Raw genomic sequence first — 19,605 nt, 5'->3', positions numbered from 1 at the left:
TCCCGCTCATGTCCCGTGGTGCGCGAGGGCCTTGTGCGGGTCCGGGGCTCCGGGCACGACCGCCGGGTCGGCGTGCACCAGTGCGGCGGTCAGCTTCGGCACCGCGTGCAGCAGGGCGTGCTCCGCGTCGACCGCGACCTCGTGCGCCTCCCGTACGGACAGCTCTCCGTCCACGACGACCGCCACTTCGGCACGCAGCCGGTGGCCAATCCAGCGAAGGCGCAGCTCGCCGACGCCGCGTACGCCGGGAACCGTCAGGAGCGCCTCCTCCGCCGTGTCGACCAGGGCCGGGTCGACGGCGTCCATCACCCGGCGGAACACCTCGCGCGCCGCGTCCCTCAGCACCAGGAGGATGGCCGCGGTGATCAGCAGGCCCACGATCGGGTCGGCGAGCCGCCAGCCCAGGGCGGCGCCGCCCGCGCTCAACAGGACGGCCAGCGAGGTGAATCCGTCCGTGCGGGCATGCAGACCGTCGGCCACCAGGGCGGCCGAGCCGATCTCACGGCCGACGCGGATGCGGTAGCGGGCGACCCATTCGTTGCCGATGAAACCGATGACGGCAGCGGCGGCCACCACCCAGAGGTGTTCCAGCGTGCGGGGGTTGAGCAGCCGGTCGACGGCCGCCCAGGCCGCGAAGGCCGCGGATGCGGCGATCGTCAGGAGGATGACCATGCCCGCGAGATCCTCTGCGCGGCCGTAGCCATAGGTGAAGCGGCGCGTGGCGGCCCGTCGGCCCAGGACGAAGGCGATACCGAGGGGGATCGCGGTCAGCGCGTCCGCCGCGTTGTGCACGGTGTCACCGAGAAGCGCGACCGAACCGGTGAGCACCACGATCACCGCTTGGGCCCCGGCGGTCACGCCGAGGACGGCCAGCGAGATCCACAGCGCGCGCATGCCGCGGGCGGACGACTCCAGCGCCGTATCGACCTTGTCCGCGGCCTCGTGCGAGTGGGGTGTCAGCAGGTGCCCGGCCTTGTGCCGCCACCGGGCCAAGCGCCTCGCGCCACCGGGCTCATGGCCGTGGCCGTGGCCGTGGCCATGGTCATGGTGGTGGTGCTCGCGCGAAGGGTTCGGGTGCGGGTGCGGGTGTCCGTGCTGCTCACTCACGAGTACGGCCTTCCGACGCGGGACGGGAGAGTGGACACCGCTGGGCGCCCGCACTCATTATGTGCGTATGAGCGCACGCATGCACCTATCACCTGCGCACGATGCGCACCCGCAAGATCCGGGCACCGAGCACTTCGCCCATGCCGCCGAGGTCCTCGGCCTCCTCGCCGACCGCACCCGGCTCGCCCTGCTGCACACCCTCGGCGCGGGCGAAGCGGATGTCACGACCCTGACCGCAGCGTGCGGCGCGGCTCGCCCGGCGGTCAGCCAACACCTGGCCAAACTGCGCCTCGCCGGGCTCGTCTCCGTACGCAAGGAGGGGCGACGGATGATCTACGGCCCGCCCGACGGGCATCTGCGCCGTGTGGTCGACGAGGTCCTGAACCTCGCCGACCACCACCTCAGCGGGGCCGCCACCCACGACTGAGCAAAGGCGCCCGAGCGGGCCTCAGGCGTAGGTGCGCCTGCCGCGCCGGTAGGCGATCTCCCCCAGGACGATGTCCACGGCGAGAAAGGCCGCCAACGGGATGCCGAGCAGCGGCACGAAGTAGCCGAGCGCGGCGATCGCCGCCATCAACGGGACCAGGACATGCGCCGGTACGTGTTGCCACGCACCGCGCGGCAGCGGGCGCCCGAAGGAGCTGCCGCGCCCGCGCTGCCACCACATGCGGTATCCCCACACGATCATCAGGATCAGGCCGAGGGCGAGAACGGCGAGGGCGATCTGGTTGACAAGACCGAACAGCGTGCCGGTGTGCGCGTCGATGCCCCAGCGGGTCAGCTTGGCGAGCACGGGGTAATCGGCGAACCGCAGCACTTCGGTGACCTCGCCGGTCGCCGGGTCGACGGCTACGGAGTCCTGCTTCTCGGGCCAGCTGCGCTGGATCTGCCTCACGACGTACGCGGACGACGCGTCGGCGGGCGGCACGACCTCGACCGGGTTGGAGAGCCCCTCGGCACGGGCCGCCTCCAGGACGGCGTCGAGCCCGGCAGCGTCACCGCCCGTCGCGCCGGACGAGCCCGATCCGCCGTGCCCCGCGTGCTCCCCGCCGCCGGCGCTCGCGGTCAGCGCCGGCGTGGTCTGCCCGATGGCCTCGCGCAGATCACCGACGCTCTGTCCGGCATACGTCGACCAGGTAAGACCCGTCGCCGACAGGAAGATCAGCCCGACGGCGGCCCACACACCCACCGAGCCGTGCAGCGAGAGCGTGCGCCGACGGCCGGTCGTCCCGCGCAGCTTGCGCTGGGACCGCCGCCGCGCGAACCACAGCACGAGACCGCCGCCCGCGATCACCCACAGCCAGCTGGCGGCGAGTTCGCTGTAGAGCCGGCCGCTCTCGCCCAGGTGCAGATCGCGGTGGAGCTCGTCGATCCAGGTGCGCAGCGGCAGCGCGCCGGTGGAGCCGTACTGCTCCAGGGCGCCGCGCACTTCGCCGTTGTACGGGTTCACGAATACGGCGAGCGTGCGGTCGGCGTCCACGCCCGGCGCTCCGGACAGGAGCACGCGGGTGGTCGCGCCCTCCTCCGGCGAGGGCCGTACCGCGCTGACCGTGCCCTCGGGGTGCGCCTTGCGGGCGGCGGCCACCTGTTTCGAGAGCGGCAGCTCGGTCTTGTTCTCGCCCACGGGGACGCGCAGTTCGTGGGAGTACACGATCTTCTCGGCCTGGTACGAGCAGGCGTACAGGAGTCCCGTGGTGGCGGCGACGAGCAGGAAGGGTGCGATGAGCACCCCGGCGTAGAAGTGCAGTCGCAGCACGAGCGGACGCAGCGACGCCCATCCGGACCGTCCTGCGGAGGGCTGTGCCTCCTGGGTCTCCTGCCCGTCGTCCGGGGCGAGGAGTGTGGGTTCGGCGGACATGAGCTGCTCTCCTGGATGAAGGGGTGGTGCGGAGCGGCCGCAGCGGGCGGGCCGGTGCAGGAGTCGGCCGGAGAGGCACATGAGTTCCCGGCAACGGCCATGAATCGTGTGATGCGCGCCACACCGATCGGTGTGCGTCACACCGACTGGTGTGGGCGACCCGGGTCGACGGGGAGGATCCGGCGGACGGTCACGCGCCGCGATCGGCGCGCCCCGCACCCTTCACCGGCGGCGAGGGCAGGACTAGCGTCGAGAGCCCGGGAGTCCTCAGGTCCGGGAACCCCCGGAACCGGGGCCCCTCAAGACTCCGTTGGAGACGCGATGCTCCAGACGCGCGAGTTGTTCGACAGCCTTGCCTCCCGTGCCGACCACCTCGACAACCAGACCCTGGCCACCGCCGCCGACGCCCTCTCCGCGTGCGAACTTGCCGTGACCGCCTGCGCGGTCGGCATGCTCGCCGAGAAGGAGGCCGATGAGCTGCGGGCCGCCATCAACCGCGACCTCAACTGCGCCGACGTGGCCTGCGCCACGCGGCGGGTCCTGACGCGCGGCACGGACGCCGATCACGCGCTGCTCGCCGCGCAGTTGGAGGCGTGCGTGATGGCCTGCGAGCACAGTCATGAGCTGTGCGCCCAGCACGCGCCGCAGCACGAGCACTGCCGCCTGTGCTCCGAGGCCACCGACCGCGCGGCCACTGCCTGCCGCGAGGTACTGCGGAGCCTGGGCTAGCGCGCGGGGTCCGGGCTCAGGCCGCCGCCCCGGCGTCCCCGGGGAGCAGTTCGCGCAGCATGGCCTCGAACTCGTCGGCCGTGACGGGCGCGTCCGCGAGGAGCGCTTGCAGAAGCATGCCGTCGTAGGCGTTGGCGAAGAGCCTGACGCGCAACGGGTCGTCGGTGAAGAGCCGGGCGAAGGCGCTCAGGGTGTCCGCCCAGTGCCGTGTCGGCCCGCGCAGATCGGGCCTGCGCGAGGCGAGCAGGCACAGCTCGAACTCCGCGAGCAGCCGCCCGGGGGCCGTGAGCAGGTCGGCCATCAGGCGGGCGAGTGCGCCGCGCTTGTCGGTGCCGTCGCCGGGTGCCTCGATCAGCCACCGCAGGCGCTCGGCGTCCTCGTACATGCAGGACGTGAGCGCCGCGGTCAGCAAGGCGTCGATGCTCTCGAAGTAGTACGTGCTCGCGGTCGTCGGCAGGTCCGCCTCGCGGGCCACCTTGCGGTGCGTCACCCCGGAGGCGCCGTCCCGCGCGATCACGCGCAAGGTGGCCTCGATCAGTTCGCGCCGACGGCGTTCGCCCTTGGCCCTACGGCCGTCGGTGATCGGCTCGTTCAGTGTGCGACTCCTGTCCGGTGACGGTCTCCGCGACGATACCTGGCCGGTCGGGCCCCCTCGTGACCTCCTCCCTGCCGACCGCCCGCGCCGTCTCCGCACTCACGTGCCGGTAGCTGAGCAGGGTCGTCAGGAGCGCGAGGGCGCCCATGGCCAAGGACACGGTGAAGCCGGCGCGGGTACCGAAGGAGTCCACGACCTGCCCCGAGGCGGCGGCGCCGAGCGCCACGCCGATCTGCAGGCCCGCGATCATCCAGGTCATTCCTTCGGTGAGCCGGGCCGCGGGGGTGAGCCTCTCGACGATGCCCATGATGGTGACCATGGTCGGCGCGAAGAACACGCCGGCGAGGAAGACCGCGGCGGACAGGGTCGCGATGCTGTTCACGACGAGGAACGGCAGCGTCGTCAGGGCCGTGCCCGCCACCCCGATCACGAGGAGTCTCGGGAGCGGCACGCTCAACTTCAGTGCCCCGAAGGTCAGTCCCGAGACGGCGGACCCGACGGCGTACACGGCGAAGACGATCCCCGCTGCCTCCTTCTGCCCCTGCTCCTGGGCGAAGGCGAGCCCCATCGTGTCGACGGTCCCTGCGATGGCGCCGCCGAACAGCAGGGTGAGCGCCATCGCGAGGAGCGAGCCCGACCGGATCGCCGACCGCCCCGCACCGTCGGCCTGCGGCTGCACGGGAGGTTCGGTGCGCTTCTGCGGGACGAAGAGCAGTACGCCCACGACGAGCAGCACCGCGGCGACCATCGGCCCCGCTTCGGGGAAGAGGGCCGTGCCGAGGACGACGGCGATGGCGGGCCCGATGATGTAGGTGAGCTCGTCGACCACGGATTCCAGGGAGTACGCGGCGTTGAGCCGCGGCGAGCCGCGGTACAGGTGGGTCCAGCGGGCTCTGACCATCGCACCCATGCTCGGCATGAACCCGGCCAGGAACGCGAAGACGAAGAGGGTCCACACGGGCGCGCCGTAGTACGCGCACAGGAGCAGCCCGCCCAGCGCGGCGACGCTGACACCGGTGGCCGGGAGCAGGACGCGCCCCTGCCCCAACCAGTCGACCACACGGGATATCTGAGGACCTATCAGGGCCATGGACAGCGTGAACGTCCCGGCGACGGCGCCCGCAAGCGCGTACTCGCCGCGCAGCTCGGACAGCATCGTGAGGATGCCCATGTGGGTCATCGGCAGCGGCAGGCGTGCGAGCAGCCCGGCCGCGGAGAAGCCCTTCGCCCCCGGTGCGGAGAACAGTGCGCGGTACGGGTTAGCCATCGAGGGCTCCTCGGTCGTTTCCGGGCAGCAGGAAGTGGCGCATTCGGGCCTCCGCAGCACATCACGAAAAACTTGAACGAACGTCCCACTTTCTATCACGGGTGGCCTCCGGGAGGGGTGGGCCCGGATCACGAGAAGGGCGAGGCCCGGATCGCGGCCGCGTTTCGCACCGCGGTGCCCTATCCGGCAAACTGCCCGGATGGACTATGAGTTCTGGAACGACATCCACCACCGCGGCGGCATCGCCGCCGTCAAGAACGCACTGGAGGAGCTGGCGGAGCGCGGTTCCGCCGAGGACGTCGACGCCGCGATGGATATGGCCTGCCGGGTCATCGCCGACGACACCGCACGTCTCCAGGCCCGCGCGGATCAGGCCGAGGCCAGACTGCGGATGCTGACCGACGAGGCGCGTGAGGTGGGGCGCCAGGTCGACGCGCACGCCGAGGCCGAGGGCTCCGCCGCACCTCAGGAGCGCGCCGAGCGCGACTGACCGTCACCGGGCGCCCGGCAGCTGAGCCGCAGAGCTGCTTGGCGCTTTCGGGGCTCCACCGTGACGGCTCCCGGTGCTAGCGTCCCAGCGTCCGGCGCGTACCGCGCACGCTTCTGCACCGCCTTCTTGAGCACGCCTTCTTGAGCACGCCTTCTCGATCGAGCACGCCCTGTCGAACTTCTCGAACTCATCGAGCGCGATTCCTTGACGACCGACCGCACGTCGCTGAAAGGGATGCACCCATGACCGTGGAAGACACCGGCGCACGCGGCACGACGGCGCCCACCCCCGAAGAAGTCGGCGCGATGTACGACCAGTTCGGCGACATGCTCGCCCTGACGCTCGGCTCCACCGCCGTGCACATCGGCATGTACGCGCCGCACGGCGAGCACCCGCCCGTCACCACGCTGACCGCGCTGGCCGACCTCGCCCAGGACCGGCAGACCGAATTCCTCGTCGACACCATCGACTTGGCGCCCCACGAGCACCTTCTCGACATCGGCTGCGGCACCGGCGGCCCGGCCGTCCGCCTGGCGGAGCGCACCGGCGCCCGCGTCACCGGGATCAACGTCAGCAAGAGCCAGCTCGCCCGGTGCCAGGAGCACCTCAAGGCCCGGGGCCGGTCGGCCCCGGGCCTCGCCGAGCGGGTGGACTTCGCCTACGGCAACGCCATGCGACTGGACTACGCGGACGCGGCCTTCGACGCCGCGTGGTCCATCGACTGCGTCCCCCACTTCTCGGACCGGCCCGCAGGGCTCCGTGAGGCCCTGCGGGTGCTGCGTCCCGGCGGGCGTTTCCTGTTCACGGAGTTCGCCCTGCGCGGCAGCCCCACCGCCGAGGAAGTGGCGGCCTATACGCGGATGTGGACCTGTCCCCCGCTCACCCCCTTCGCCACGCTCGTCGGCGAACTCCAACAGGCGGGCTTCCATGTGGAGTCCGTGCGCGACATGACCGCGAACGCGGCCCTGTGCGGCGAGCTCATGTGCGTGCTCTACGAGGACCGGCGCGGCGAGATCGAGGAGCGGTTCGGCAAGGAGGCCCTGGCCCACACCGATCCGCTCATGGCTCCCTACCGCTCCTTCTGCCGCGACCACATGGACTACTACCTGCTCGTCGTGCGCGCACCCGAGGCCTGACGCGGCACGGCCCCGGGCGCGAGCCAAGGCCCGACGCGGGTCAGCTCACGGTCACCTTGACGACCGGCGAGACCGTCGCGCCGCTGGCGACGCGCAGTTCGTTCTTGCCCTTGAGGCCGAGCTTGGCGCGCAGGCCGTAGCTCCCGGACTTGTTGGTGACCGTGCTGGCGGGCAGGGCCTTCCACGCCCCGTGCTGCTTCTGCTGCAGGGTCACCTTGCTGCCGGCCTTGAGCCCGGTCGCCTTGCCCGTGATGCGCAGCTCCTGCCAGGCACGGACGTGGGAGACGGACGCCTTCGCCGTGAGCGTGGCCGGGGCGGGCTTGGCGGCCGCCTGCGCGGGGACGGGCTCCGGGCCCGACCCGGCGGCGAGCGCGGCGGTGGCGGGAATCAGCAGGACCGATCCGGCGATGGCGGAGACGGCGGCGGTGCGCAGAAGGCTGTGGCGGCGGATGTTTCGCATAACGGCAGTGATCCCCTTGGTCGTCGGTCAGTACGCGGCCCTCGTCGTGCGACGAGCCGCACAATGAGGAACATAAACGTATGCACCCGACATTGCGATCACCCGGAGAGCGCGTAACGGAATCCGATAAAACCGGTCACAGCGTCGCAACTGCCCTCACAGCTCGGCCGCGTGGTCTTCGACCCGGCGGCCGCGGACGAGTCCCATCAGCGAGGGGCCGCCGCGCAGGCACCAGAGCGCGATGACGGGATCGCAGATGGCGCAGCCGAGGGACGAGTCGTGGGCGAAGGGGATGATCGGGTTGCCCTTGATGTGGTGGAGCAGGTCCCAACCGGTGTGGAGCAGCCAGCCGATGCCGATGAACGTCCAGGATTCCAGGCCCCGGTAGGCGCAGTACGTGACGGCGGCGGTGAAGAGGAACTCCCAGCCTCCGAATCCGCCGCCGCTCAGGTAGGCCGCTCCCGCACCGGCCACCATGATCGCGTTGAATCGGCGCCGGTTCGGTTCGCGGATCAGGGACATGACGAGGGCGTACAGGACGCCGATCAGTACCGGTGCGACATAGGTCATGACCTGCATGGAGTTCCTTCAGCGGTGGCGCGCGCCCGGTCAGTGCCGGGATCACCGCCGAAGTTATCCGGGCCTGCGGCCACCTCCCAGTGGCATTAATGACAGCCTTTAACGGGATAGCGCCACCTGCGGTGCGGACCCTCCATCCGGCCCCTCACCGCCCCTTGGCCTCGCGACGGCCCACCTCGTCACCGGCCAGGACTGACTCGATCCCGTGCCGCCGCTCCCCCAGTACCTGCTGGCAGTTGGCGGCTTCCGCGGCCGGGCTGAAGGGCCCTGCGCCGCGCCGCGCCGCCACGGCCGCCCTCGTGTCGTCGGCCACGAGATCGGCGTTGATCGCTGTCGCGGCCGCCATGCCGGAGGCTGCGGACACCATGACTCCGGCCACAAGGTCGGTGACGTTTCCCGCGACCCACACCCCCGGGGCGTCCGTGCGGCCGGTCGTGTCCGACTCCACGTAACTACCCACGCCCATCGGGTGGTTCACACCGGTCAGGCCGAGCCCCGCGAGCACCGCGCCGCGCGCCTCGAACCGCGGTGCCACGGCCAGAGCCCGCACCGGGATGCTCCTGCCCGAGGCAAGCCGTACGCCGGAGAGCTGGTCAGCCTCGACGTCGAGACCGGCCACCTCGCCGTCGACCACGGCGATGCCGCGGGCGGCCAGTTGCTCCCACTGCTCCCCGGTCAGCTCGCCCGCGGTGTGCAGGAACAGGGTCACGTCCGGCGACCACTGGCGGAACAGGAGCGCCTGGTGCACCGCCATCGGACCGGTCGCCAGGACGCCGATCGGCTCGTCGCGCACCTCCCAGCCGTGGCAGTACGGGCAGTGCAGGACGTCACGGCCCCACCGCTCGCGCAGGCCGGGCACATCGGGCAGCTCATCGACGAGCCCCGTCGTCACCAGCAGGCGTCGCGCGCCGTGGCTGCGGCCGCCCGCGGTCTCCACCACGAAGCGCTCGCCGACCCTGCGGACGGCCGTCACCAGGTCCGACACGATCCGCCCGCCGTACCCGGTGACCTCCTCCCTGCCGATCCGCAGCAGTTCGCCCGGCGCGAGGCCCTCACGGGAGAGGAACCCGTGCACCCCGTCGGCGGGAGCGTTGCGGGGCTCCCCGGAGTCGACCACCAGGACCGAGCGCCTCGCACGGGCCAGGGTCAACGCGGCCGAAAGACCCGCCGCGCCGCCCCCGACCACCAGCACGTCAACGTCCTGCTCATTCGTCTCGATCTCAGTCTCAGTCATGCGGACACCGTGCGCCCGACCTCAGCAGATCGGCAAGCTTCCTTGCTGTTTCAGCAATAAGCGCTCGCGCCGGTTCACCGCCCGCACTCCAGCTCCGCCAGGTTGACGGCGTCGGCCATCACCCGCATGCCCTTGTCGCTGGGATGGAGGTGGTCCCCTCCGTCGAAGACCGGGAGCAGGCGTTCTGGGTCGTACGGGCTGCGAAGCGCCTTGTCGAAGTCGGTGACGGCATCGAGATCGGCGCTGTTCCTGATGAAGTCGTTGACCTCCTGGCGCACCGCCTCACCCGCGGCGTCGAACTCCGACCAGTCCTTGAAGGGCAGTACCGTCGCGCCCACGACGCACTTGCCCGCCGCGTGCGACCGCTCGATGATCTGCCGGTATCCGGCGATGAGTTGGCCCGCCGTGACGCCGGTGTGCGCCTTGATGTCGTTGATGCCCTCGAACAAGAACACCGTGCGCACGCCCGGTTGGGAGAGGACGTCGCGTTCCAGCCGGGCCAGGGCGCTCTGCCCGGCGCCGTCGGCAAGCACCTTGTTGCCGGAGATGCCCTCGTTGGCGACACCCTTGATGCCGGTCCCGGACGCACTCTGCAGCCGCCGCGACAGATAGTCGGGCCAGCGGCGGTTCGTGTCGCCGGTGGACTGCCAGCCGTCCGTGATGGAGTCGCCGAGCGCGACCAGGGCGCCCGTGTCCGCCCCGCTCTCCACACTCACCGCGTCGAGATGGAACCACGAGCTGATCCGCTCGCCCCAACTGCCCTCTCCCTCCTCCCGGGCATGGTCGCCACTCGCCGCGTACGACGTCTGCATGGCCATGCCGTGCCCCGTCGCCTGGCCCGCGGCCTCGGCCACGTACAGGCTGACGACCAGATCGCTCTGGGCCGCGAGCCGTCCGGACAACGGATCGCTGGTCACGCTCTCGCCCGGCGCCACCGTGACGGTCCGCCCGCCCCCGAAGGTGATCCTTCGGTTGCTGCCGGGGACGAGCCGCGCGCCCTCCGCGCGCGCTCCGGCGTAGGCGCTGCCGAAGGTCACCGGCCGGTCGCCGAAGGCGTTGGACAGCCTGATCCGCGGATGGGCGCCGCCGACGCTCGTCCGGACGACGAGGCGGTAGCTGCGGTCGGCCACCGCCTCGCCGAGCCGGTCGGCGCTCGCTCCCCACGTGACGACCTGATGCCGCGACGACTCCCCTGCGGCCGTCGCGGCCGAAGCCGTCGCCGGTAAGCACAGCGCGAGCACGAGCCCGCAGACGGCAGCGACGGCCCGCCCACGGCGCACGCGCCACATGCCGGTCCTCAACTGCCCGCTCCCCGCAGCGTGATGGAGCCGCCCGGCTCAAGGGCGACCTTCCTCCTCACTCCTCCGTACGACACCGTGGTGCTGCGTCCGCCGACACTGCGCAGCCGGGCCTCGGTGACCTTCCCCGCCCGCCAGCGCAGGTCGACCACGAAGCCGCCGCGCACGCCGACGCCGGTGACCGAGCCGGAGCGTGCCCAGGCATCGGGCAGGGCGGGCAGCAGCTCGACGTGTCCCGGCCGGGAGTAGACCAGCATCTCCAACATCGCTGCCGCCGTACCGAAGTTGGAGTCGCTCTGGAAGATGCCGCGGCCCTGCTCGACCTCGTAGATGTCGAAGAGGTTCATCGCGGTGCCGTTGCTCCCGCCGATCGACGGCCGCAGATTGTTCACGACCAGCTGGTACGCCTTGTCCGCGTCCTTCAGGCGGGCCCAGCACAGGCTCCGCCAGGCGTTCGCCCAGCCGAAGCTCTCCATGCCGCGCGCGGCGAGCAGCGCCGTTGCCCCTTCGACCAGGGCCTTCGGGGTCGATTCGTCGGGGCGGATCCTGTCACCGGGGAAGAGCTGGACCAGCGGGGAGAGGTGCCGGTGGGTGGTCTCGCCGAGGTTCTCGGGTGACATCCACTCCTCCAACCAGCCGGTCTTCTGGCTGACTTGGGGGAGGTGGAGCCGGTCCTGGAGCTTGCCGATCGCCTTGCCGTGGGCGGTGTCCCTGCCGAGGACGGAGCAGGCGGTGCGGTAGTTCTCGAAGAGCGCCCACACCAGTTCCTGGGCGTACGTGATGCCCTTGGCGTCGAGCGGACCGTGTTCGGGAGACCAGTCGCTGTCGGCGATCAGGACCTCGCGGCTCTTGCCGGTCGCCTCGTCGGTGACGGTCGTCGTGAGCAGCCGGGCCTCCCAGAACTCGCAGGCCCCCTTGAGCAGCGGGTGGATCCTGGCGAGGTAGGCCCTGCCCTGGGTGAATTCGTAGTGCTCGAAGAGGGAGTTGGACAGCCAGGCGTTTCCGGCGGGATGCCACCACCAGCCGTTCCCGCCGTGGATGTTGGTGGAGATGGCCACGGTCCAGCCCGCGATCTTCCCGCTGGAGTTGCGGTAGCGGTTGCGCGGGTCGTTGAACAGGGTCCGGGTGAGTTCGGTCCAGGAGGGAAGCTGCGCCAGGCAGTAGTCGGCGTACGCGTCGAAGCAGGGGGAGAGAGCCGCACGGTCGGCCAGCCAGTAGTTCATCTGGATGTTGATGTCGGTGTGGTAATCCGCCATCCAGTCCGGGTCGTTGCCGTCCAGCCACAGGCCCTGGAGGTTGAGCGGCAGGCTGTCGCGGGATCCGGCGATCATGAGATAGCGGCCGAACTGGAGGTAGGACGCCTCTAGTTCGGGGTCGGGCTCGCCGTCCTGGGCGCGTGCCTGCACACGCTCCCAGGTGTCGAGGCCGCGTTGTGCCCGGGACGACGTGCCGAGCGAGACGTCCATCCGCTCGAACAGGCGCCGGTGGTCGGCGACATGGGAGTGCAGGAGCGTGGTCGGCGAATGGCGGGCCGCCGCGAGGGCCTTGGTCCTGGCGAGCCGCTGCGGGTCGAGATCGGGGTCGCGGTAGCCGGCGGCCGCGTCGGGCGCGTAGTTGGTGCCGCCGCTGACCACGACGGTGAGCTCCTTGCATCCGGCGAAGGAGATCCGCGAGCCGTCGACGGCCACCGTGCCAGTGGTGCTGTACGCCGTCACCGCGGCGCCGTAGCGAAGACCGCCGTCCGGGAAGGCGGCGCCGAACGAGGCGGACCGGGGGCCGTGCGCGGTGGTGGTCTCGTCATGCGTGCCCGCGAGGGTGACCGTTCCCGTGTGGCGGCCACCGCCCTGCTGCGAGAAATGCAGGACGATGGCGTCGTCGGGATGGCTCGCGAAGATCCGGCGCAGATACCTCACCCCCGAGCGGACATACGAGGTGGTGACGAGCCCCTGGCTGATGTCGAGGTCGCGGCGGTAGTCGGAGACCGCCGAGAGGTCGTGGTCGGGTATGTCCACGGTCAGTCGACCAAGGAGAGTGAAGGAGCCGAAGTCGCCCCGGCCATAAGGGAATTGGCCGTCCGCGTCGAGGGTGGCGTTGAGGCCGCCGGTCCACAGGGTCGCGTCGGTGATGAGGAGCAGTTCGCGGGCGGGGTCGTTGCCGGTGAGCGCGCCGAGCCGCCCGTTGCCCACGGGCAGGCCCTGTTCGATCATCGCCCGGTCGGATGCGGGCGCCTGGTACCAGAAGCGGGTCGTCTCCGCTGCGGCGAGCAGGGGTGAGTCCGTCTCCCGGGTCGCGGGGGCGGTGGCCGCGAAGGCGGGCAGGCCGCCGAGTGCGGTGAAGGCGCCCGCGGCGGCGGCCACGGAGAGGATGTCGCGGCGGCTCGGTCTGCGCCGGGCCGAGCCGGTGTGCTGGTCGTCGTCCACGAGGCACTCCATTCCGGAGGGATGGTGCGTTTGGGGGGGGGTGCATGCGGGATGTGCGGGGGCCTTGCCTGTCAGGAACGCTTCGGTACGCCGATCCGGTCGATGTCAGGGGCGTAGCCGTCGCCGCTGTCGAAGGTGACCGTGTTGCTGCCGGCCTTGAAGGTCACCGGCACGCCGATCGTCTCGGCGGTTCCCCAGTCCCCGGTGGAGGGGAACTTCAGGGCGGTGGGGCCTTGGCCGTTGGCGGAGACCTGGACCGTGCGCGGATCACCGCTGACGTACGCGACGTCGATCACGTAACGCCCTGCCTTGCCCACCACGACGTCGTTGAACCGGAGCTTTCCGCCCTGGTAGAGATTGCCGACCTTGCTGCCCCCCGAGCACGCGGCGCAGTCGCCGACCGCCGCGTGGCCGCTGAGGGTGTTGGCGGCGGACTCGGCCTCGTACCCCGTCATCTGCTGCTCGGGGCCTCGCGGTGCGACCGTGAACAGGCGCGAGCCGTGCGCGGGCAGCGTCTGGGTCACCTTGTCCTTGTAGGTGCCGAGGTCCTCGTGGTTCCACAGGTCACGGACCTTGCCCCGGCCCGAGAAGCCGAGGGTGGAGAAGTCGGCGGTGACGGCGGCGGGCGAGTCGCCGAGGTTGAACAGGGCGACGGTGTGGCTGCCGTCGGCGTTCTTCGCGCTCCAGACCTGCCGGTTGCCGGATGCGGTGACGGGCCTCGCGGGTGGCGTGCTGCCCTGGTTGAGGGCGATGACCTCGCGGTTGGTCAGGAGCGATACGCCGTAGTCGTCCAGGCGGGTGAGGTCGTCGCCGGTGTAGAGGGGCGACTTGGCGATGGCCCACAGCGTCGCGTAGCTCTGCCGTTCGGCCTTGGTCAGGCCGTCCATCTCGCCGTTGCCCACGTTCAGGGAGTCGAGGTCGTTCCAGCCACCAGGACCGGCGTGCCGGGTCCAGCCGGGAGCGTCGTCCCAGCGGTCGTCGACGGAGTTCTCCCACGACACCAGGGTGTTGCAGTAGCACTCGACGTCCGTGTCGATGCGCCAGCCGTTGGAGTACTGCTTCCAGTCGGCGACGTGGTTGATGTCCAGGGCCCAGGAGATCTCCAGGTGGATCGGGCGCCCGGCCTTGGCGATCGCCTTCTTCCAGGCGGCGACGTCGGCGACGTTGTTGTAGTTGTCTCCGCTCTTGGAGGAGCCGGGGCCCACTCCGTCCAGCTTGAGGAAGTCGTAGCCCCAGTCGGCGAAGAGCTGGGCCTGCGAGTCGATGTACTTCTGCGCGCAGGGCCGGGAGAAGTCGAGTTTGTAGGCGCTGTCCCAGCCGTTGGTGGTGCGCAGGTCGTCGTGGACGATGTCGGCGGTCGTGCAGCCCTCCGCGTTCCAGATGGGCACCTTGCCCTCGCCGTACGCCTCCTTCTCCAGGCCCACCGGCAGGTAGATGCCCGCCTTGAGGCCCTTGGCGTGGATTTCCAGATGGGCACCTTGCCCTCGCCGTACGCCTCCTTCTCCAGGCCCACCGGCAGGTAGATGCCCGCCTTGAGGCCCTTGGCGTGGATGTCGTCGGCGACCGGTTTCATGCCGCGCGGGAAGCGGCCCGCGTTCGGTGCCTGGCGGGCGTAGGCGTCGAACTCCGGCTTCCACGCCATGTCACGCCACCAGCCGGCGTCGATGTTGACGTACTCGTAGCCGTACTTCTTGAGCTTGGACGCCATGGCATCGGTCTGCTGGAGGACGTTCTTCTCGGTCAGGTAACTGTAGTCGCCGTCGGGGTTGAGCCCGGGGTACTTCGAGGACTGCATGCTCCAGCTGGTCCAGCCCATGAAGGGCTTCTGGGCCAGATCCGCGGCGGGCCTCGCCTCGGCCACAGGAGCAGCGGCGGCGGGCACGGCCGTCGTCGGACCGGCGGCGAGGGCGAGGGCGAGCAGGGAGGAGTACAGGGACGACCGCATGGGCCGGACCTCCTGAAGTCGGGGGCAGCGTGTCGGGGTGCGGGACGTACGCGCGGCTGTGCGGGTCAGCCCTTGCCGGAACCGATGGTCAGCCCGCTGATGAACTGGCGCTGGAGCGCGAAGTACACGAGGAGCGTGGGGATCGCGGTCAGCAGCGCACCGGCCGCGATGAGGTTGGGGTTGGTGAAGTACTGGCCCTGGAGATTGGCGAGGGCGGAGGTGATCGGTCGCTTGTCGCCGGTGTCGATCAGGGCGAGCGACCAGAAGAAGTCGTTGTAGATCCAGATCGATTCGAGGGTGGCGAGCGCCGCGAAGGCCGGGCGGCACAGGGGCAGGACGATCTGGAAGAACTGCCGCCACACGGGAGCGCCGTCCACCAGGGATGCTTCGGTGATCTCCTTGGGGATCGTCCTCATGTAGTTGCTGAGGACGAAGGTGCAAAACCCGCACTGGTAGGCGATGTGGATCGCGATGATGCCCCAGACGGAGTCGTAGAGCAGGAACGAGTCGCTCATCCAGCCGGGCAGCGGGACCTGGAGATAGAGCCGGTACAGCGGGGTGATGAGCACCTGCGCGGGCAGCAGGTTGCCCGCGGTGAAGAACATGAGCAGGGCGATGTTCCACCGGAAGTCGAAGCGCGAGACGAAGAAGGCCACGGCGGCCGAGAACAGCAGGGTGCCGAGCACCGCCGGGATCGTGATGAGGACGGAGTTCCAGAAGAAGTGCGGCATCCCGGACTGGCTCCAGGCGTTGGAGAAGTTCTCCAGGCTGATGCCGTGCGGCCAGGACAGATAGCCGTGCTTCGCGGTGTCCTCGTAGGGCCGCAGTGAGGTGTACACCGCCCACAGCAGCGGGACGAGCCACAGGAGGGCGATCCCGCCGAGGAGGAGGTGCCTGCCGGTCTGCCGCCCGGGGCGCGGTGGGCCGTCGCCCGTCGGGGTTGCGCGGCGGGTGCGTGAGCCGGCGGCCGGCGGGGTGACGGTCGCGGTCACTTGTCCTCCTTGCGGAAGGTCTGTACGAGGAAGGCGCAGATGGCCAGCAGGGAGACGACGAGCAGGACGACCGCGAGCGCGGAGCCGTAACCGATGTGGCTGGACTCGCCGATGATGTTGTCGGTGATCAGGAGCGAGAGGAGCTCCATGCCGGGTTTGCTGCCGGTGCCGCCGCCCAGGACGTACACGATGTCGAACGCCCGCAGCGACTCCATGACGGTCACGACGAGGATGATGATGTTGACCGGCTTGAGCGCCGGAAAGACCACCCGCAGGAACGTCTGGCGGCCGTTGGCGCCGTCGAGGGCGGCGGCCTCCTTCAGCGCGGGGTCGAAGCCCTTCAGGCCCGCCAGGTAGAGGATCATGATGTAGCCGGTGTGCCGCCAGGCCGACGCGACGAGCACGGCCCAGAGGTTGAGGTCGGGGTCGCCGAGCCAGTCGATGGGCTGACCGGAACCCGCCCCGCTCAGGATGCCGTTGAGCAGCCCGTTGTCGGGGTTGTAGATGATCTCCCAGATGAAGCCGACGACGGCGAGCGAGAGCACCATCGGCAGGAAGATCGCGGTCTGGTAGATCCGTGTGAAGCGGATCTTCCGGTCGAGCTGGTAGGCGAGGAAGATGCCGAACGGGGTGGGCAGCAGCGCCGTGAACAGCAGCCAGACGACGTTGTGCTGGACGGCCGGCCAGAACGGCGGGTAATTGGTGAAGATCTCCCGGTAGTTGTCGAGACCGGTCCAGCGGATGTCGGACAGCGCGATGCCGTCCCAGTTCGTGAAGGACAGGCCCACGGAGGCGAGCGCGGGAAGCCAGACGAAGACCAGCAGGGCGAGCAGCGGAATGCCGACGATGACGGTGAGGAAGACGCGGTCACCGGGGCCGAGCCGCCGGGGTCGGGCACGCTTGGACGGGGGCGCTGGGCGCACTGTGCGCACGGGGGACATGGTGAACCTTCCCGGTCCTGATCAGGCCGTGTCAGGAGGTGTCAGGCCGTGAAGAAGCGCGAACGCTGGGACTCGATCTTCTTCAGGAGGGCCGCGCCGTCGTCCGGGTGACCGAGCCACTGGGTGAATCCGGGCAGTACGACGGTGGAGATGAAGCCCGGGTCGCTGTCGCGGTCGCCGAACTGGGTGATGTGCTTGGCCGACGCGATGAGGTCGGCGGACTTCTTCTGCAGGGCGTTGTACTTGCCGGTGTCCGCACGGGAGTTGACGGCGACGTTGCTCGGGTCGACGCCCATGTAGAGGTTCTCGGCCTCGGCGCCGCCGAGGTAGGCGAGCAGCTTCGTGGCGCCCTTGAGGTTCTTCGGCTTGCGGCTGAGCATGAAGCCGTCGGTGGGGGCCTCGACGGCCTCCTGGCCGTGGGTCGGGTCGACCTCCGGGAAGGGGAAGAAGTCGATGTCCGCGCGGAGCTTCTCGTCGGTGATCTGCTGGCCGAGGAAGAGCCCGATGACCGCCATGCCCGACTCCTTGTCGAGCAGCGACTGGGCGGCGTCCTGCCAGGAGCGGCCGCCCGCGCCCTGCTGGTAGAAGCCGCTCAACTCACGCCACAGATCGAGGGTCTTGGTGGTGCGGCGGTCGGTCCAGGCGACCTCGCCCCGCATCAGGTCCATGTGGAAGTCGTAGCCGTTGGCGCGGAGATTCAGATAGTCGAAGGCGCCGAGGATGGACCAGCTGTCGCCGCCGCCGTAGCCGGACGCGATCGGCGAGAGCCCGTCCTTCTTCATCTTCTTGGCGAGAGCGGTGAACTCGCTCCAGGTACGGGGGACTTCATAGCCCCGCTGCTTGAACACGCTCTTGCGGTAGAAGACGGCCCATGGGTAGTTGTACAGCGGGACGAAGTAGTACTTCCCGTCCTCGCCCTTGGACAGCTGCTTGGCGGCATCGCTGAATCCGGAGCCTATTTTCTCCCATACGTCGTCGATGGGATGGGCCAGCTTCTTCTTGGCGAAGTACTGCATGCGGTAGCCCGCGAACCAGGTGAAGACGTCGTCCGGGGTGCCCTGGAGGTAGGTGGAGATGCTCTTCTGGAACGTGTCGTGGTCGACGGTGTTCGTCTTGACCTTGAGGCCGCTGTCCTCGGTGAACGCGCCGGTGACGGCGGCGTAGGCCTTCTCGGGGGTGGCATCGGCCCCGTTCGACCCGAAGGTCACCGTCTTCGGATCGGCGGCAGGACCGCCGCCGCAGGCGGAAAGGAGCGGGGCGCCCAGCGCGGCGGCCCCGACCCCGAGGGATCCGCGGACCACGGTGCGGCGGCTCGGCTCGCGTGCCTCGCGGGTGGGGAAGGGTCTGCGGCTCTGCTGCGTCATCGCAACTCCTAGTACGTGTCTATGCCGATGAAGGACTGGATCGCGGTGGCCGCGGCCCCGCGCGCCCACTCCTCGAAGGGCAGGGGACGTGTCATCACGTCGCACTGCGCGGCGGTGCCGAAGGCGGACGCGGTGAACGCGTCGCGGATCTGCTCGGCGAACAGGTCGTACGCCGCGAGGCCCTCGCCGGAGATGATCACTCGCTGCGGTCCGAGGACGTTGACGACGGCCCCGATGGCGCGGCCGATCGCCTCCCCGGCTCGCGTGTAGGCCTCGCGCGCGCCGGGGTCGCCCTGGTGCGCGAGCTCCAGGGCTCCGGCGGAGTCGGTGACCGGGGCGCCGGTCGCCTCGCGGACGCGGCGGATGATGGCGGCGTCCCCGGCGATCGCCTCCACGCAGCCGGTGTTGCCGCAGTGGCACGGCGGGCCCAGCGGGTCGATCGGCAGATGGCCGATCTCACCGGCCACGCCGTGCGCGCCGGAGACCACCTTGCCGTGCACGACGAGACCGCAGCCGATGCCCGCACCGACGGTCACCAGGGCGAAGTCGGAGATGCCCGCCCCTGCGCCGAACCACTGCTCGGCGACGGTCAGCGCGCGGACGTCGTTGTCGACGGTGACGGGCAACCCGGTGACGGTGGAGGCCAGTTCGACGAGCGGCACGTCCCGCCAGTCCAGGAAGGGCGAGTAGCGCACGACACCCGCGGCGCGGTCCACGTCACCGGAGACGGCGAGCCCGAGCCCGCGCACCTCGACGCCGAACCCCTCGGCCTCCGTGAGGAGTTCCTGGACGAGTCCGGAGATCGAGGCGAGCACGGCGCCGGGGTCGCGGTCGGTGACCGGGAGGTGGCGGGCGACGCGGATGCGGCAGCACAGGTCGGCCAGGACCGCGATGATCTCGTCGCCGGTCACCTTGACGCCGATGAACAGGGCCCGCCCGCCGTCGACCCGCACGAGGGTGGCGGGCCGCCCGAGGGAGGGCCGTGCTTCCTCGTCCGCGTCCTCGACGAGGTAGCCGGCGGCCATCAACGGCCGTACCGCTTTGGTGACCGCCGCCGAGGACAGCGCGGTCCGCCGGGAGATCTCGATCCGCGTGAGCGGGCCGTGGGTCAGGACAGTGGTGAAGACCAGGGAAGCGGCCGGTGTGGGTGCCGGAACCACGTCGATACGAGGCGTCGTCGAGCGCATGGC

General features: G+C 70.3%; 18 protein-coding genes and 1 pseudogene. 5 read left to right on the top strand and 14 right to left on the bottom strand.

Annotation, left to right across the window (positions count from 1 at the left end; all coding sequences use genetic code 11):
* Positions 1 to 6: 6 nt before the first annotated feature.
* Positions 7 to 1,107, bottom strand: a complete 1,101-nt coding sequence (locus M4V62_RS41255; RefSeq protein WP_249592321.1) for a cation diffusion facilitator family transporter — start codon at positions 1,105 to 1,107, stop codon at positions 7 to 9.
* 79 nt (positions 1,108 to 1,186) lie between these two features.
* Here M4V62_RS41255 and M4V62_RS41250 point away from each other — a divergent pair, with 79 nt between their 5' ends.
* Entirely contained in the window at positions 1,187 to 1,534 is a 348-nt protein-coding gene (locus M4V62_RS41250; RefSeq protein WP_249592320.1) for an ArsR/SmtB family transcription factor, read from the top strand.
* A gap of 21 nt (positions 1,535 to 1,555) precedes the next feature.
* Here the strand turns inward: M4V62_RS41250 and M4V62_RS41245 are convergent, their stop codons facing one another.
* The gene (locus M4V62_RS41245) at positions 1,556 to 2,965 is read right to left on the bottom strand and encodes a PepSY-associated TM helix domain-containing protein (RefSeq protein ID WP_249592319.1); all 1,410 of its coding nucleotides are present in this window, start codon (positions 2,963 to 2,965) and stop codon (positions 1,556 to 1,558) included.
* A gap of 321 nt (positions 2,966 to 3,286) precedes the next feature.
* Here M4V62_RS41245 and M4V62_RS41240 point away from each other — a divergent pair, with 321 nt between their 5' ends.
* The gene (locus M4V62_RS41240; protein WP_249592318.1) at positions 3,287 to 3,694 is read left to right on the top strand and encodes a four-helix bundle copper-binding protein; all 408 of its coding nucleotides are present in this window, start codon (positions 3,287 to 3,289) and stop codon (positions 3,692 to 3,694) included.
* 16 nt (positions 3,695 to 3,710) lie between these two features.
* On the opposite strand, the gene M4V62_RS41235 is transcribed toward M4V62_RS41240, so the two are convergent.
* Both M4V62_RS41235 and M4V62_RS41230 read right to left on the bottom strand, forming a co-directional pair.
* Positions 3,711 to 4,229 carry a TetR/AcrR family transcriptional regulator gene (locus M4V62_RS41235; RefSeq protein WP_283779177.1) on the bottom strand — a complete coding sequence of 173 codons (519 nt, stop codon included), beginning with the start codon at positions 4,227 to 4,229 and terminating at the stop codon, positions 3,711 to 3,713.
* A gap of 31 nt (positions 4,230 to 4,260) precedes the next feature.
* On the bottom strand, positions 4,261 to 5,556 hold the full coding sequence (locus M4V62_RS41230) for an MFS transporter (RefSeq protein WP_249592317.1): 1,296 nt from the start codon (positions 5,554 to 5,556) through the stop codon (positions 4,261 to 4,263).
* 199 nt (positions 5,557 to 5,755) lie between these two features.
* Here M4V62_RS41230 and M4V62_RS41225 point away from each other — a divergent pair, with 199 nt between their 5' ends.
* The gene (locus tag M4V62_RS41225; RefSeq protein WP_249592316.1) at positions 5,756 to 6,046 is read left to right on the top strand and encodes a hypothetical protein; all 291 of its coding nucleotides are present in this window, start codon (positions 5,756 to 5,758) and stop codon (positions 6,044 to 6,046) included.
* Positions 6,047 to 6,288: 242 nt separating this feature from the next.
* The gene (locus tag M4V62_RS41220; RefSeq protein WP_249592315.1) at positions 6,289 to 7,182 is read left to right on the top strand and encodes an SAM-dependent methyltransferase; all 894 of its coding nucleotides are present in this window, start codon (positions 6,289 to 6,291) and stop codon (positions 7,180 to 7,182) included.
* Between the two features lie 40 nt (positions 7,183 to 7,222).
* On the opposite strand, the gene M4V62_RS41215 is transcribed toward M4V62_RS41220, so the two are convergent.
* From M4V62_RS41215 to M4V62_RS41190, 6 genes and pseudogenes are all read right to left on the bottom strand, one after another.
* Entirely contained in the window at positions 7,223 to 7,642 is a 420-nt protein-coding gene (locus M4V62_RS41215; RefSeq protein ID WP_249592314.1) for a hypothetical protein, read from the bottom strand.
* Between the two features lie 156 nt (positions 7,643 to 7,798).
* Positions 7,799 to 8,212 (bottom strand): DUF6010 family protein, encoded by a 414-nt coding sequence (locus tag M4V62_RS41210; RefSeq protein ID WP_249593214.1) that lies wholly within the window; start codon positions 8,210 to 8,212, stop codon positions 7,799 to 7,801.
* Positions 8,213 to 8,366: 154 nt separating this feature from the next.
* Complete coding sequence (locus M4V62_RS41205) at positions 8,367 to 9,455, bottom strand: NAD(P)/FAD-dependent oxidoreductase (protein WP_249592313.1); 1,089 nt, start codon at positions 9,453 to 9,455, stop codon at positions 8,367 to 8,369.
* 74 nt (positions 9,456 to 9,529) lie between these two features.
* Entirely contained in the window at positions 9,530 to 10,756 is a 1,227-nt protein-coding gene (locus tag M4V62_RS41200) for an SGNH/GDSL hydrolase family protein (protein ID WP_249592312.1), read from the bottom strand.
* Positions 10,753 to 13,173: a glycosyl hydrolase family 95 catalytic domain-containing protein gene (locus M4V62_RS41195; RefSeq protein ID WP_249592311.1), complete on the bottom strand. Its 2,421-nt coding sequence runs from the start codon at positions 13,171 to 13,173 to the stop codon at positions 10,753 to 10,755. Before M4V62_RS41195 ends, M4V62_RS41200 begins: the two co-directional genes overlap by 4 nt.
* Positions 13,174 to 13,244: 71 nt before the next feature.
* A pseudogene (locus M4V62_RS41190) lies at positions 13,245 to 15,034 on the bottom strand (alpha-galactosidase D).
* Between M4V62_RS41190 and M4V62_RS41185 the strand changes: the two are divergent.
* On the top strand, positions 14,967 to 15,134 hold the full coding sequence (locus M4V62_RS41185; protein ID WP_249593240.1) for a hypothetical protein: 168 nt from the start codon (positions 14,967 to 14,969) through the stop codon (positions 15,132 to 15,134). The pseudogene M4V62_RS41190 and the gene M4V62_RS41185 overlap by 68 nt on opposite strands.
* Positions 15,135 to 15,183: 49 nt before the next feature.
* On the opposite strand, the gene M4V62_RS41180 is transcribed toward M4V62_RS41185, so the two are convergent.
* The 4 genes from M4V62_RS41180 to M4V62_RS41165 are packed head-to-tail and all read right to left on the bottom strand — an operon-like array spanning position 15,184 to position 19,602.
* On the bottom strand, positions 15,184 to 16,110 hold the full coding sequence (locus M4V62_RS41180) for a carbohydrate ABC transporter permease (RefSeq protein WP_249592310.1): 927 nt from the start codon (positions 16,108 to 16,110) through the stop codon (positions 15,184 to 15,186).
* On the bottom strand, positions 16,107 to 17,051 hold the full coding sequence (locus M4V62_RS41175) for a carbohydrate ABC transporter permease (RefSeq protein WP_249592309.1): 945 nt from the start codon (positions 17,049 to 17,051) through the stop codon (positions 16,107 to 16,109). The genes M4V62_RS41180 and M4V62_RS41175 overlap by 4 nt, the downstream gene beginning before the upstream one ends.
* A 41-nt stretch (positions 17,052 to 17,092) precedes the next feature.
* Positions 17,093 to 18,415 carry an ABC transporter substrate-binding protein gene (locus M4V62_RS41170; protein WP_249592308.1) on the bottom strand — a complete coding sequence of 441 codons (1,323 nt, stop codon included), beginning with the start codon at positions 18,413 to 18,415 and terminating at the stop codon, positions 17,093 to 17,095.
* A gap of 8 nt (positions 18,416 to 18,423) precedes the next feature.
* Entirely contained in the window at positions 18,424 to 19,602 is a 1,179-nt protein-coding gene (locus M4V62_RS41165) for an ROK family transcriptional regulator (RefSeq protein WP_249592307.1), read from the bottom strand.
* Positions 19,603 to 19,605: the final 3 nt, after the last annotated feature.

The sequence above is a fragment of the Streptomyces durmitorensis genome (assembly GCF_023498005.1).
GTDB classification, from domain to species: domain Bacteria; phylum Actinomycetota; class Actinomycetes; order Streptomycetales; family Streptomycetaceae; genus Streptomyces; species Streptomyces durmitorensis.
This window is presented reverse-complemented; position numbering and strand designations above follow the sequence as displayed.